Annotated in this window: 10 protein-coding genes and 1 pseudogene; 9 read left to right on the forward strand and 2 right to left on the reverse strand. The window is 73.5% G+C overall.

From position 1 onward, the window contains the following. Positions 1 to 600 precede the first annotated feature (600 nt). From ACFWUZ_RS24770 to ACFWUZ_RS24785, 4 genes and pseudogenes are all read left to right on the forward strand, one after another. A complete protein-coding gene (locus ACFWUZ_RS24770; protein WP_384376995.1) occupies positions 601 to 1428 on the forward strand; it encodes a hypothetical protein in 828 nt (275 codons plus the stop codon). Positions 1429 to 1780: 352 nt separating this feature from the next. Continuing rightward, the gene (locus tag ACFWUZ_RS24775; protein ID WP_384376821.1) at positions 1781 to 3148 is read left to right on the forward strand and encodes a hypothetical protein; all 1368 of its coding nucleotides are present in this window, start codon (positions 1781 to 1783) and stop codon (positions 3146 to 3148) included. Between the two features lie 36 nt (positions 3149 to 3184). Then, the gene (locus tag ACFWUZ_RS24780; RefSeq protein WP_384376998.1) at positions 3185 to 3805 is read left to right on the forward strand and encodes a TetR/AcrR family transcriptional regulator; all 621 of its coding nucleotides are present in this window, start codon (positions 3185 to 3187) and stop codon (positions 3803 to 3805) included. A 153-nt stretch (positions 3806 to 3958) separates the two neighbouring features. Continuing rightward, positions 3959 to 5148, forward strand: a pseudogene (locus ACFWUZ_RS24785) (IS701 family transposase). 122 nt (positions 5149 to 5270) lie between these two features. On the opposite strand, the gene ACFWUZ_RS24790 reads toward ACFWUZ_RS24785, so the two are convergent. Next, positions 5271 to 5654 carry a hypothetical protein gene (locus ACFWUZ_RS24790; RefSeq protein WP_384376823.1) on the reverse strand — a complete coding sequence of 128 codons (384 nt, stop codon included), beginning with the start codon at positions 5652 to 5654 and terminating at the stop codon, positions 5271 to 5273. Between the two features lie 285 nt (positions 5655 to 5939). Between ACFWUZ_RS24790 and ACFWUZ_RS24795 the strand changes: the two genes are divergently transcribed. The 4 genes from ACFWUZ_RS24795 (at position 5940) to ACFWUZ_RS24810 (ending at position 12573) form a co-directional block, all read left to right on the forward strand. Beyond that, positions 5940 to 8240 (forward strand): molybdopterin-dependent oxidoreductase, encoded by a 2301-nt coding sequence (locus tag ACFWUZ_RS24795; protein WP_384376826.1) that lies wholly within the window; start codon positions 5940 to 5942, stop codon positions 8238 to 8240. 73 nt (positions 8241 to 8313) lie between these two features. After that, positions 8314 to 9876: a CitMHS family transporter gene (locus ACFWUZ_RS24800; protein ID WP_384376829.1), complete on the forward strand. Its 1563-nt coding sequence runs from the start codon at positions 8314 to 8316 to the stop codon at positions 9874 to 9876. Between the two features lie 97 nt (positions 9877 to 9973). Further along, positions 9974 to 11386: an aldehyde dehydrogenase family protein gene (locus ACFWUZ_RS24805; protein WP_384376832.1), complete on the forward strand. Its 1413-nt coding sequence runs from the start codon at positions 9974 to 9976 to the stop codon at positions 11384 to 11386. A 107-nt stretch (positions 11387 to 11493) separates the two neighbouring features. Beyond that, on the forward strand, positions 11494 to 12573 hold the full coding sequence (locus ACFWUZ_RS24810) for a Zn-dependent alcohol dehydrogenase (RefSeq protein WP_384376835.1): 1080 nt from the start codon (positions 11494 to 11496) through the stop codon (positions 12571 to 12573). 31 nt (positions 12574 to 12604) lie between these two features. Here the strand turns inward: ACFWUZ_RS24810 and ACFWUZ_RS24815 are convergent, their stop codons facing one another. Continuing rightward, positions 12605 to 13387, reverse strand: a complete 783-nt coding sequence (locus ACFWUZ_RS24815) for a TetR/AcrR family transcriptional regulator (protein ID WP_384376838.1) — start codon at positions 13385 to 13387, stop codon at positions 12605 to 12607. Positions 13388 to 13474: 87 nt separating this feature from the next. Here ACFWUZ_RS24815 and ACFWUZ_RS24820 point away from each other — a divergent pair, with 87 nt between their 5' ends. After that, positions 13475 to 14626, forward strand: a complete 1152-nt coding sequence (locus tag ACFWUZ_RS24820) for an acyl-CoA dehydrogenase family protein (RefSeq protein ID WP_384376841.1) — start codon at positions 13475 to 13477, stop codon at positions 14624 to 14626. The last annotated feature ends 54 nt before the right edge of the window (positions 14627 to 14680 follow it).

Below are 14680 nucleotides of genomic sequence, written 5' to 3' on the forward strand. Positions count from 1 at the left end.
CGCCTCGCTGGGCCTGCCCCGCTGGGCCCGTCCCGCCGCGGGGCTCCCGGAGGCGGGCATCGCGCACCGGGCGGTCCCGCACCGGGCCCGTACCGCGGGCCCGTCCCGCCGCGGGGCTCCCAGGGAGGGCATCCGCACCGGGTGGATCCGGCACCGGGCCCGCCTCCCTTGGGGCCGCCTCGCTGGGCCCGTCCCCCGTGCGGGGCTCCCGGAGGCGGGGATCCCGCACCGGGCGGTCCCGGCACGAGGCCCGCCCCGCTGGGGTCCGTCCCGCCGGGGTGGCTCCCCGGAGGCGGGCATCGCGCACCGGGCGGTCCCGCGCCGGGCCCGTTCCGCGCCGCGGGGGGCCCACCGGGCCCGGCCCGCGTGCGGTCCAACGCGCCGATCCCGGCCCGTGTTCGGCCGAACCCGCCGATCCCGGCGAGCCAGACGAGAGAAGCCGTCCAGGCGGCACCGACCACAGGAGGCCCTGCTGTGACCGACCGGCCCGAGGAACGCATCCGGTGCGATGCCTGCGCTCCGCCCACCCGCCGCCGGACCCGAAGGGCCCGCGCGGCGCGCGGCACGGACAGGCCGCAACCGGCCGCCCGGACCACCGCACTGGTCGCCCTGGCGCTGCTCCTCGCGGGCAGCGCGGCGACGGGCTGCGGCGGGCGGGCCACCACCCACCACAAGCCCGGCACCAGCCACGAACAGGCCTCCGGCAGCGTGGGCACCCTGCTCACCACCGAGGACGGCTCCGGCCACCGGCTCCGCGAAGTCCCCGCCGCCGGCGCGCCCGAGGTGCGGCTCGCCGCCCGCCCGGACTCCGAGGACGGCTGGAACCTCCAGCTGACGGTGAACAACTTCCGCTTCACCCCCGACAGTGCCGGCGGCGCAGCCCTGCCCGGCGCCGGCCACGCGCACCTGGAGCTCGACGGCCGCAAACTCGCCCGGCTGTACGGCCCCTGGCACCACCTGCCCGCCGCACAGGTCCCCGAGGGCACCCACACCCTGACGGTCCGCCTCTACGCCGACGACCACACCGCCTGGGCGGTGTCCGGCAAGCCGGTCGAGGGCACGACCCAGCTCACGGCCACGGCCACCGCTCCCGGCGGCCACGGTCACGGCAGTACCCCGCAACCGCCGGAGCAGGGACAGGGACAGGCACAGGGGCAGGGCGAGGCCGACCGCACGGTCACCCTCACCGTCCGGGACGGCAAGGTCAGCCCCGCCCCGGCCCGGACGGAACTCAAACGGGGCGAACGCGTCGCCCTGCGCGTCACCAGCGACCGCGCCGACACCCTGCACGTCCACGGCTACGACCAGGAACTCGCCCTGCCCGCAGGCCAGGAGGCCACCCTGGTCCTCACGGTCGACCGCACCGGCCTCTTCGAGGTCGAGACGCACGAGTCCGACCTCGTACTGACCCAGCTCCTCGTCCGATGACCCCGCACCCGCCCGTACCGGCACCCGGGTCCGCAGCCACCACCCCAGGCGGCCCGGCACCGACCCCGCCCATGCCGGCACCCCAGGCCGCAGCCACCGCCAGAGGCCCGGCACACACCCCGCCCAACGCCCGGCCCGGTGCCGCAGCTGCGACCGTTCGCCCGACCCCGACCCCGACCCCGACCCCGACCCCGACCCCGACTCCGACCCCGACCCCGAGCACCGCGCGCGGCACCGGAACCGGCACCGGAACCGGCCACCGACTCCGCCCCGAGCGACCCCCCGGGCTCGGGCCCGAGCCCGGGAGGCCGGTCCGTCGGCGAGGCGGGGCCGCGGCCCCGGTGGGCCGGTGGTGAGCATGCTCGGGCTCGGGCCCGACACCGGTGCCGGCGGCGGCGGCGATGGCGGTGGCCAGGGCGTGGTCCCGTACCCGGCCGAGCCGTTCACCGCTCTCGCGCACGGGATCGGGTCCCAGCACGATCTTCCGATCTCTCCCTTCTACGCCTTCGCCGGTGCCTTCACCGCACTGTTCGTCTCCTTCCTCGCCCTCGGCCTCCTCTGGTCCGCCTCCCGCTTCCGCGGAGACCGCTCCGGGATCGCCCTGCCCGCCGTCCTCCAGCGGGCCGCCGACCGGCCCGCCACCCGCACCGCCTTGCGCCTGCTCGGTCTCGCGGCCGCCCTCCTGCTCCTCCTGCACCTCCTCCTCGGTCCCGACGACCCCGCGCGCAACCCCGCTCCCGGCGCCGTCTACGTCCTCTTCTGGGTCGGGCTCGTCCCCGCCTCCCTCCTCCTCGGCCCCGTCTGGGCCCTGCTCAACCCGCTCCGCACCACGCACCGCCTGCTGTCCCGGGCGCTGCCCCGCCGCAGCCCCCACCGCCCCCTCCCCGCCCGGCTGGGCCAATGGCCCGCCGCCATCGGGCTGTTCGGCTTCACCTGGCTCGAACTCGCCGCTCCTGATCCCGCATCCACCACCACCCTCCTCATCGCCCTCGCCCTCTACGCCACCGCCCAACTGCTGTTCGCCGCCCGGTTCGGCGAGCGCTGGTTCGCCGACGGGGATGCCTTCGAGGCGTACAGCGCCCTCCTGGCCCGGCTGGCCCCGCTCGGCCGGCGCAGCGACGGCTGCCTGGTCCTGCGCAACCCCTTCCACGGACTCGACGCGACACCCGAGCGGCCCGGACTCGTCGCCACCGTCTGCGTCCTGCTCGGCTCCACCGCCTACGACGGTTTCTCCGACCACCCCACCTGGATCAACGCCCTGCAGACCTCCCCCCTCGGCCGCACCCCCACGGCAACCCTCGGACTCCTCGGCTCCGTCGCCCTCGTCGCCACCCTCTACTGCCTGTGCGCGGCGGCGACCCGCCTCGTCTGCGGCCCCCATCCCGGCCCGCTCACCGCCTTCGCGCACTCACTGGTGCCGATCGCGCTCGGCTATCTCATCGCCCACTACTTCTCCCTCCTGGTAATCGAAGGACCACGCACGGTAAGCATGGCACTCGGCACTGACAACGCCACCGCGCCCGCCCCACCACTGGGCCCGGGCGCCCTCGCCGCCCTCCAGGTCGTCGCCGTCATCACCGGCCACGTCCTCGGCGTCGTCGCGGCGCACGACCGCTCCGTACGCCTCTTCCCGCCCGCCCGGGCGGTGGCCGGACAACTGCCCCTGCTCGCGCTGATGATCACCTACACCATCGGCGGGCTCGGCCTCCTGCTGAACTGAGGCCTCCCGCCGACGACGGAAGCGAAGCGCGGCATGATGGACCCCGTGCCCCCCGCCCACCCCATGCGCCGTACGCCCGTCCAGCAGCGCAGCGCCGACCGGCTCGCCCGGATCCTCGACGCCTGCGCCGAGCTGCTGGACGAGACCGGGTACGAGAAGCTCAGCACCCGCGCCGTCGCCGTGCGCGCCGGGGTGCCGATCGGCTCCGTCTACCGCTTCTTCGGCAACAAGCGGGCCATGGCCGTCGCCCTGGCCCACCGCAACCTCGACCGGTACGCCGACGGCATCGCGGTCCGCCTCGCCGGCCTCCCGGCCAGTGACTGGCGGCCCGTCGTGGACGCCGTGCTGGACGAGTACCTGTCCATGAAGCGCAGCGTCCCCGGCTTCGCGCTCGTCGACTTCGGTGTGCCCGCGCCGCCGCCCGACGGGCCTGCGGCCGACCCCAACCACCTGGTCGCCGCCCGCCTCACCCAGCTCATGTGCGGCCACCTCGGCCTCACCCCGGGCGCCGACCTCGAACGGGCCGTCCTGGTCGCGGTCGAGGCCACGGACGCCCTGATACAGCTGGCCTTCCGGTCCGACCCGGCGGGCGATCCCCGCATCGTCGCCGAGACCCGCGTGATGATGCAGGCCTACCTCGCCCGCGTCCTCGACTAGTACTCCAGCGGTAGATCGTGATCATGCTGGTGGGGCCGGTGCGGAAATGGGTGCGGCCACCGTTGATCATCGGTGTGTGTTGACAAGCGATCATGCGGTGGCCGCGAGTCGCAGCGTAGACCCTGCCCCTGGCAGGACGGGTGCGAGGCCTTGATGGCCAGGATCGCGGGTCGATTCCCCCGCGTCGAACCTCGCCGCCGGGTACCGCGGTTGGTCCTCGGACTGCTCTCGGATCTGCCGCGCAAGAACTGCTGGACCATCGCCGAATGGGCCGGTGACGCAACACCGGACGGGCTGCAGCACCTGCTGAATCGCGCCAAATGGGACGCCGCCGGCGTGCGCGACGACCTGCGCGACTATGTGGCCGAGTACCTGTACGACGACCAGGCGGTCCTCGTCGTGGACGAGACGGGCGACCTGAAGAAAGGTATCCACACTGTCGGCGTCCAGCGCCAGTGCACCGGCACCGCAGGCCGCATCGAGAACTCCCAGGTCGCCCCTCTACTTGGTCTACGCAGGTCATCGCGGCCACGCCGCCGTGGACCGGGAACTGTACGTTCCCCGCTCATGGACCGACCGGCCCGAGCGCTGCGACGCGGCCGGGCTTGAGCCGGACACCGTCTTTGCCACGAAACCGGAACTGGCCACCCGAATGATCGCGAGGTTCCTCGACGCCGCTCATCACGCCCACTGGGTGGCCGGCGACGAGGTCTACGGCGGCAACCCGAAACTCCGCACGGCCCTGGAACACCGCGCCACCGGATATGTACTCGCGGTCGCCCCCACCCACGAAACACGCACGCACGAGAGCAGGGAAGTTCCGCGCAGACACCCTCGTCAAGCAGGTCCCTGGTCCGTCGTCGACCTGCCCGACCCCGGGCTTGGCCACCGCCACCTGCTGATCCGCCGCAACCACACCACCGGGGAACTCGCCTACTACCTCTGCTACTCACCCCGGCCAGTGCCGCTGACCGTTCTGGTTCGCGTCGCGGGATCCAGAGGGCGAGTCGAAGAGACCTTCCAGTCCGCCAGAGGTCTGGCCGGGCTGGACGAGCACCAGGTCCGCCGCTATACGTCCCGGTCCCGCTGGGGCACCCTCGCCATGCCTGCCCATGCCTTCCTGGCCGTGGTCCCCGCAGACGAACACCTCCGGCATCCCGCCCCGGACCGCCTGATCCAGCTCACCTGCAACGAAATCGCGCGCCTGTTCATCACGCACACCACCCAAACGCGTCGTCCAGGGCGCCGCGCACCAACTCCACTGGTCCCACCGGAGACGCCGCCACCAGGCACAATCCCGAGCCGGCCACTATCGACGCCAGGCCACAGCCTCCTGTGACTGAGTGCTTGGGTCGGCCCGTCCGGCCAACCAGCGTGCTGAGTTTCGACGGCCTTTGAACTGCAGAGACGCCGGGAGGCAACGGCCTCGGGGCTCCGCTCGATCTTGTCCTGATCGCCCAGCCGACTACGGGGCCGCCGCGCGAAAGAGGGCCAGGAGGGCCTGCGCCGGCGTGGTGTCCGCGTCGAAGAACTGTGTGGCCAGCGCGGGTGGCACGGCCCGACCGTGCATGCGGATCTCGTGGCAGCTGAAACAGAACGCCGCCTCGAACAGCGCCAGACCCAGAGAGTCCTCGTATGCCCGGACGCTCCAGCCGGGCGAAAAGCCGCAGCGGTGCTGTTCGCTGCCGGGCAAATTCTCGATCAAAGTCAGGACGTCGGTGGCCTCGCTCCCGATCCAGTGGGCGACTGCCCTGCCGGGGTATGGAACGCCCCGCTTGGTCGGGAGGGCGGAGATCCTGACGACCTCGATCAGCGCGGTGGCGGCAACGGCTTCGGCGGGGAGCTGCATGTGAGCAGTCTGCCTGCCGGGCCGTCCGACAGTCGCGGCATATCGCGAGCGGAGACCCTGTCGCACGAAAAGCACAGGTACAGAGACCCAACAGGCCAACTCCCCTCGGTGCACCTGCCAACTGAAGCGCTCCGTCATCACGATCCACCGCTGGAGTACTAGGCCGGCGGCCGGCGGGAGGGTCGCATCGGGTCGCGCACGGCCCTCCCCGACGTGCCTACCGGTCGGTATGCTGATGGTCCCCGCAAGCCCGTGCCGCAGCCTGCCGCCGTCCTGGAGGGCCCCATGCCCCGCACCGCCCTGCGCATCTGCCCCCTCTGCGAGGCCACCTGCGGCCTCACCCTCACCATCGAGGGCACCACGGTCACCGGAGCGCGCGGTGACCGCGAGGACGTCTTCAGCCGCGGTTTCATCTGCCCCAAGGGCGCCGCCTTCGGCGCACTCGACGCCGACCCCGACCGGCTGCGCACGCCACTCGTCCGGCGCAACGGCCGACTCCAGGAGGCCACCTGGGAGGAGGCGTACGAGGCCGTCGCCGCCGCGGTCCCCGCCCTCGTCCGGGAGTACGGGGCCCAGTCGGTCGGTGTCGTCCTCGGGAACCCGAACGTCCACACCATGGCCGGCGCCCTCTACCCGCCCCTGCTCCTCAAGGCCCTCGGCACCCGCAACCTCTTCACCGCCAGCACGCTCGACCAGATGCCCAAGCACGTCTCCAGTGGGCTGCTCTTCGGCGACCCCTTCGCCATCGCCGTGCCCGACCTGGACCGCACCGACTTCCTGCTCCTCGTCGGAGCCAACCCGGTGGAGTCCAACGGCTCCTTGTGCACCGCCCCCGACTTCCCCGGCCGGCTCAAGGCCCTGCGCGCCCGCGGCGGCACCCTGGTCGTCGTCGACCCGCGCCGCACCCGCACCGCCCGGCTCGCGGACCGCCACCTCGCCCCGCGGCCCGGGAGCGACGCGCTGCTCCTCGCCGCCCTCGCGCACACCCTGCTCGCCGAGAAGCTCGCCGCGCCCGGCGTACTCGAGGAACGGAGCGAAGGGCTCGGGGAACTCGCCGCCGCCCTCGGGAGTTTCACCCCCGAGGCCGTAGCCCCCGCCTGCGACCTCCCGGCCGACGAGATCCGCTCCCTCGCCCGCGAGCTCGCGGCCGCGCCCACCGCCGCCGTCTACGGGCGCATCGGCAGCTGCACCGTCGAGTTCGGCACGATCGCCAGCTGGCTGGTCGACGTACTGAACGTCCTCACCGGAAATCTCGACCGGCCCGGCGGAGCCCTCTTCCCGCTCTCGGCCACCGGTTCCCGGCCCCGCCCGGCCGGGCCCGGCAAGGGCTTCGCCCTCGGGCGCTGGCACAGCCGGGTCAGCGGCCATCCCGAGGTCAAGAGCGAGCTGCCCACCGCCGCCCTGGCCGAGGAGATCGAGACCCCGGGTGAGGGGCGGATCCGCGCGGTGATCGCCATCGCCGCGAACCCCGTGCTGTCCGCGCCCGACGGCCGGCGCCTCGACGCGGCCCTGGCCGGGCTCGACTTCATGGTCAGCGTCGACCCGTACCTCAACGAGACCTCGCGCCACGCCCACGTCGTGCTGCCCCCGCCACCGCCCTCGCGGAGCGCGCACTTCGACTTCGCCTTCAACGCCTTCGCAGTCCGCGACCAGGTGCGCTACACCCGCCCCGCCGTCCCGCCGGAGGCGGGCCTGCCCGACGAGTGCGAGATCCACGCACGCCTCGTCCTCGCCGTCTCCGGCATGCACGGATCGGCAGGTCCCGAAGCCGTGGACGAACTGGCCGTCAAGGCCGCCCTCGCGAGGGAGACCGCCGACCCGGACTCCCCGCTGCACGGCCGGGACCCGGCGCAGCTCGCCGCCCTGCTGACCGGCGAGAACGGCCCGGAGCGCCGGCTCGACCTGATGCTCCGGCTCGGACCGTACGGAGACCGGTTCGGCCTCGCCGAAGCCGGCACGCCCGCACGCCCCGAGGCCCGCACGCCCGCACGCCCCGAGGCCGGAACGGAGCCGGAGGCTGAGCCGGGTCTCAGCCTGGAGCGGCTGCTGGCGCACCCGCACGGGATCGACCTGGGCCCGCTGCGGCCGCGGCTCCCGGGCGTGCTGAGGACCCGCAGCGGCAGGATCGAGCTGCTCCCGGACCCGATCGCGGCCGAGCTCCCCAGGCTGCGCGCGGCGCTCACCGACCGCCCCGCCGCCCTGGTGCTCGTGGGCCGCCGCCATCTGCGGTCCAACAACAGCTGGCTGCACAACGTCCCGGCCCTCGTCGGAGGCTCCAACCGGTGCACCCTCCAGGTCCACCCGGAGGACGCCCGCCGGCTGGGCCTCGCCGACGGCGGCCGTGCCCGCGTCACCGCGGACGGCGGCAGCCTGGACGTACCCGTGGAGGTCACCGACGCCGTCCGCGCGGGCGTGGTGAGCCTCCCGCACGGCTGGGGCCACGACCGCGCCGGGTCCCGGCTCTCCGTGGCCTCGGCCGAGCCCGGCGTCAACGTCAACCAGCTGCTCGACGGCACCCGGCTCGACCCGCTCTCCGGCACGGCGGTGCTCAACGGATTCCCCGTGGATCTGACACCCCTGCCCTGAGCTGGGGTTTTGCTCGTATTGCTCACGCGTCGACGTCTTGTTGGGCCCCGGAGGAGGCACCTACGTTCCCTGCATGCTGACCTTCCTCGGCTTCGCCATGATCGCGACCTTCCTGGTCCTGATCATGATGAAGAAAATGTCGCCCATCGCGGCGCTCGTCCTGATCCCCGCACTCTTCTGCGTGTTCGCCGGGAAGGGGGCGCACCTCGGCGACTACGTCATCGACGGCGTCGGCAAGCTCGCCCCGACCGCCGCCATGCTGATGTTCGCCATCGTCTACTTCGGCGTGATGATCGATGTCGGCCTCTTCGACCCGATCGTGCGGGGCATCCTGCGCTTCTGCAAGGCCGACCCGATGCGCGTCGTGGTCGGCACCGCCGTCCTGGCCGCGATCGTCTCGCTGGACGGGGACGGGTCGACCACCTTCATGATCACGGTTTCGGCCATGTACCCGCTGTACAAGCGGCTCGGCCTGAGCCTGGTGGTGATGACGGGTGTCGCCGCCACCGCCAACGGCGTCATGAACACGCTGCCCTGGGGCGGTCCCACGGCCCGGGCCGCCACCGCCCTCGAGCTGGACGCCGCCGACATCTTCGTCCCGATGATCCCGGCCCTCGCGGCGGGTCTGCTCTTCGTCTTCCTGCTCGCCTACGTCCTCGGCCTGAAGGAACGCCGCCGGGTCGGCGTCCTGGCGCTGCCCGGGACCGGGGAGGACGCGGAGGCCGGGAAGGACGCCGGAGCGGACGCGGCGAACGGCACGCACCGGGGCGCGGCGGAGGCGCCCGCCGCCGAGGAGCGCCTGGTCGCGGCCGGGTCCGGGACTGTGGCCGGTGCCGGTGCCGGTGCCGGTGCCGGTGCCGGTGCAAGTGCGGTCGGCGGCGGGCTTCCCGGCCCCGCCCCCGCCCCCGCCCCCGGCGGCCCCGGGGCGGCTCACGGCGCTGCCACCGGCGCCCCCGGCGGAACGGACACCACCCCCGCGTACGCCGAGGACGGCTTCCAGGGCCTCGACCCGGACCGGCCCACCCTGCGTCCCCGCCTCTACTGGTTCAACGCGGGCCTCACCGTCGCCCTCCTCACTGCGATGATCATGGAGCTGCTGCCCATCCCGGTGCTGTTCCTGCTCGGAGCCGCCCTCGCCCTCACCGTGAACTACCCCCACATGCCCGACCAGAAGGCCAGGATCGCCGCCCACGCCGACAACGTCCTCAACGTCGCCGGCATGGTCTTCGCCGCTGCCGTCTTCACGGGGGTCCTCTCCGGCACCGGCATGGTCAAGCACATGGCCGACTGGCTCGTCGGGGCGATCCCCGAGGGCATGGGCCCGCACATGGCGCTCGTCACCGGCCTGCTGAGCCTGCCGCTCACCTACTTCATGTCGAACGACGGCTTCTACTTCGGCGTGCTGCCCGTCCTGGCCGAGGCCGGCGCTGCGCACGGGGTCTCCCCGCTGGAGATCGCCCGCGCCTCCCTCGTCGGCCAGGCCCTGCACATGTCCAGTCCGCTGGTTCCGGCCGTCTACGTCCTCGTCGGCATGGCCAAGGTCGAGTTCGGCGACCACACCCGCTTCACGGTGAAATGGGCGGCCCTCACCTCCCTGGTGGTACTGGGCGCAGGGATGCTTTTCGGCATCATCTGATCGCCGCAGCCCTGGCGCGCAGAAAACTACCGGCGCTAGTTTGTAGGGTGTCCGCGAGGTCAGGTCTACGCGCCGGTGCGTGCTCGGGAGGAATGCCATGAAGGCCCACGACGGGATGTACATCGACGGCGCATGGCGGCCCGCCGCCGGACGCGAGCGCATAGAGGTGGTGAACCCGGCGGACGAGCAGGTCATCGCGGGCGTCCCGGCGGGCACCGCGGAGGACGTGGATGCGGCCGTACGCGCGGCCCGTGCGGCCCTTCCCGGCTGGGCGGCCGTGCCCCCGGCGGAGCGGGGGGCCCTGATCCGCGCCCTGCGCGACGTGCTGGCCGCCCGCAAGGGCGAGATCGCCGAGACCGTCACCGCCGAACTCGGCTCCCCGCTGGGCTTCTCGGAGATGGTCCACGTCGGGTCGCCGGTCGCGGTGGCCTCCTCCTACGCCGAGCTGGCGGCCTCGTACGCCTTCGAGGAGCGGATCGGCAACTCCACCGTGCTGCTGGAGCCGGTCGGCGTGGTCGCGGCCATCACGCCCTGGAACTACCCGCTGCACCAGGTCGTTGCAAAGGTGGCGCCCGCTCTCGCCGCCGGCTGCACCCTCGTCCTCAAGCCGGCCGAGGACACCCCGCTGACCGCACAGCTCTTCGCCGAAGCCGTGCACGAGGCGGGCATCCCGGCCGGGGTCTTCAACCTGGTGACCGGGACCGGCCCGGTCGCCGGCCAGGCCCTGGCCGCGCACGAAGGGGTCGACCTCGTCTCCTTCACCGGCTCGACCGCCGTCGGCAGGCAGATCGGCGCCACCGCCGGCGCCGCCGTCAAGCGGGTCGCCCTCGAACTGGGCGGCAAATCGGCCAATGTCATCCTGCCCGGCGCCGACCTCGCCAAGGCCGTCAAGGCAGGCGTGGGCCACGTCATGAACAACTCCGGCCAGAGCTGCAACGCGCTGACGCGCATGCTCGTCCACCGGGACCAGTACGAGGAGGCCGTCTCCCTCGCGGCCGCGGCCGTCGCCGCCTACCCCAGCGGCGACCCCACCGACCCGGGCACCCGCATCGGCCCGGTGGTCAACGCCAAACAGCGCGACCGCGTGCGCGGATACATCACCAAGGGCATCGAGGAGGGTGCGCGCCTGGTCGCGGGCGGCCCCGACGCGCCGCACGAGCGCGGGTACTTCATCGCCCCGACCGTGTTCGCCGACGTCACGCCCGACATGACCATCGCGCAGGAGGAGATCTTCGGCCCGGTGCTGTCGATCATCCGGTACGAGGACGAGGAGGAGGCCCTGCGCATCGCCAACGGCACCGTCTACGGCCTGGGCGGCGCCGTCTGGGCGGCGGACGACGAGACGGCCGCGGCCTTCGCCCGCCGTATGGACACCGGGCAGGTGGACATCAACGGCGGCCGCTTCAACGTGCTCGCACCCTTCGGCGGTTACAAGCAGTCGGGCGTGGGCCGCGAGCTGGGCCCGCACGGCCTGGCCGAGTACCTCCAGACCAAGTCCCTGCAGTTCTGAACCCGGCGGCTCCGGGGGCCCGCAGCCCCCGGGCCGCGCCCACCCCGGGCTCCCCGCCCCGCCTGCCCCGCACCCCGCCTCAGCACCGGAAAACGGAGACGACGACCATGGTCCGCGCCGCCATCCTGCCCGCCGTCGGAGCCCCGCTGGAGATACGGGAGATCGTGCTGCCCGATCCCGGCCCCGGGCAGGTCCGGGTACGGCTCGCCGCCGCCGGGGTCTGCCACTCCGACCTCTCCCTCACCAACGGCACCATGAAGGTCCCCGTCCCCGCCGTCCTCGGCCACGAGGGCGCGGGCACGGTCCTGGCCGTCGGGGAGGGCGTCACCCACGTCGCCCCCGGCGACCCGGTGGTGCTCAACTGGGCCCCGTCCTGTGGAGAGTGCCACCACTGCACCATCGGCGAGGTATGGCTCTGCGCCAAGGCCCTCACCGGCGTCGGGGCCGTCTACGCCCACGACGCCGAGGGCACCGCCCTGCACCCCGGGCTCAATGTCGCGGCCTTCGCGGAGGAGACCGTCGTCGCGGCCCACTGCGTGCTGCCCGCGCCCGACGGGATCCCGCTCGCCGAGGCGGCCCTGCTCGGCTGCGCCGTCCTCACCGGCTACGGAGCCGTCCACCACAGCGCCCAGGTCCGCCCGGGCGAGTCCGTGGCGGTCTTCGGCGTCGGCGGGGTCGGCCTCGCGGCCCTCCAGGCCGCCCGCATCGCGCAGGCGGGCCCCCTCGTGGCCGTCGACGTCTCCCCGGCCAAGGAGGAACTGGCCAGGGCGGCCGGGGCCACCGACTTCGTGCTCGCCTCCGACACCACCGCCCAGCAGATCCGCGCGCTCACCGGCGGACAGGGTGCGGACGTCGCCGTCGAATGCGTCGGCCGGGCCGAGACCATCCGCACGGCCTGGGAGTCCACCCGGCGCGGCGGCCGCACCACGGTCGTGGGCATCGGCGGCAAGGACCAGCAGGTGAGCTTCCACGCCCTGGAGATCTTCCACTTCGCCCGCACCCTCACCGGCTGCGTCTACGGCAACAGCGATCCCGCCCGGGACCTCCCGGTCATCGCCGGGCACGTCCGGGCCGGCCGCCTCGACCTCGGGGCCCTGGTCACCGACCGCATCACCCTCGACGGCATCCCGGCCGCCTTCGACGCCATGCTGGCGGGCAAGGGAGGCCGCTCGCTCATCGTGTTCTGAGCAGCGCCCCCGCCCGGCCCGGCCCGACCGGTCACGCGGGCCCGCGCAGGGCCTCGTACTGAAGGGCCAGGCCGTCCAGGAGCGCCTTCAACCCCGTCTCGAAGGCGCCGTCGTCCACCTCGCGCCGGCGCTCGGCCAGCAGGTGGGCCTGGCCCAGGTGGGGGTAGGCCGACGGGTCGTAGGCCGTCTCGTCGTCGACGAAGCCCCCCGCGAAGGAAGCCACTGCCGAGCCCAGGATGAAGTAGCGCATCAGCGCGCCGATCCGCGTCGCGTGGGCGGGCGGCCACCCGGCCGCCGTCATCGCACCGAACACCGCGTCCGCCACCCTCAGTCCGGCCGGCCTGCGCCCCGGCCCCCGGGCCAGTACGGGCACGATGTTCGGATGGTCGGACAGGGCCGCCCGGTAGGAGTGGGCCCAGTCGTGGAGCGCGGTACGCCAGTCAGCACCCGCCCCTGCGCCTGCGCCGGGCCCTGTCCCTGCACCCGCCCCTGTCCCTGCATCCGCCTCTGCGCCTGCGCCCGGCCCTGCCCCCGCCCCGGAATCGGGCGCCCCCGCCCCGGACGCCCCGGCCGCCGACGTGAACCGCGGCGCCTCGAACATCGACAGGTCGACCCGTGCGCTCACCGCGTCCGCCACCGCGTCCAGGATCTCGTCCTTGGTGCGGAAGTGGTTGTACAGCGAAGGCCCGCTGACCCCGAGCGCCGCCGCCAGCCTCCGCGTCGACACCGCGTCCAGCCCCTCGGCGTCCACCAGGGCCCCCGCCGCCTCGACGATGAGGGCGCGGCTGAGGAGGGGCTTGCGCGGTCTGGCCATGCGCCACATAGTAGAGCCTGCCCTCAATAAACTACCGGTGCTAGTTAACTGGTGCCGGACCCTGTCACGCGACCTCGGAGGTGCCCGGTGGATCTGGAGCTGAGCGAGGAACAGGACGCCGTCCGCCGGCTCGCCCGCGAGTTCGCCGACCGCGAGGTCACCCCCCACGCCGCCGCATGGGACCGCGCCGAGAGCGTGGACCGGGGCATCGTCAAGAAGCTGGGCGCACTGGGTTTCCTCGGCCTGACCGTCCCCGAGGAGTACGGCGGCTCGGGCGGTGACCACCTCTCCTACGTCCTGGTCACCGAGGAGCTCGGCCGCGGCGACTCCGCTGTCCGCGGCATCGTCTCCGTCTCCCTCGGCCTCGTCGCCAAGACCATCGCGGCCTGGGGCACCGAGGACCAGAAGCGTGCCTGGCTGCCCCGCCTGTGCTCCGGCGACGCACTCGGATGCTTCGGCCTGACCGAACCGGGCACCGGCTCCGACGCGGGCAACCTGACCACCCGCGCCGTGCGCGAGGGGGACGCATACGTCCTCGACGGCAGCAAGATGTTCATCACCAACGGCACCTGGGCCGACGTGGTGCTCCTCTTCGCCCGCACGGGCGCGGAGCCCGGCCATCGCGGGGTCTCCGCCTTCCTCGTCCCCACCGACGCGCCCGGTCTCACCCGCCGCGAGATCCACGGCAAACTCGGCCTGCGCGGCCAGGCCACCGCCGAACTGGTCCTCGACGGTGTCCGCGTCCCCGCCTCCGCGATGCTCGGCCCCGAGGGCAAGGGCTTCTCGGTGGCCATGTCCGCCCTGGCCAAGGGCCGCATGTCGGTCGCCGCGGGCTGCGTCGGCATCGCCCAGGCCGCCCTGGACGCGGCCGTCTCGTACGCCGCGGACCGCGAGCAGTTCGGCAGGCCCATCGCCCACCACCAGCTGGTCCAGGAGCTGATCGCGGACATCTCCGTGGACGTGGACGCCGCCCGGCTGCTGACCTGGCGGGTCGCCGACCTCATCGACCGCGGCAAGTCCTTCGCCACCGAGTCCTCCACCGCCAAGCTCTTCGCCTCGGAGGCCGCCGTGCGCGCCGCGAGCAACGCCCTCCAGGTGCACGGCGGTTACGGCTACATCGACGAGTACCCGGCCGGCAAGCTGCTGCGCGACGCCCGGGTGATGACCCTGTACGAGGGCACCAGCCAGATCCAGAAGCTGCTCATCGGGCGGGCCCGTACCGGGGTTTCGGCCTTCTGAGGCCGGGCTGAGTACGCGCATGAGTACGCGAGCGGATGTGGCGCCGGTCACTGC

It is taken from the genome of Streptomyces sp. NPDC058646 (assembly GCF_042716875.1).
GTDB lineage: Bacteria > Actinomycetota > Actinomycetes > Streptomycetales > Streptomycetaceae > Streptomyces.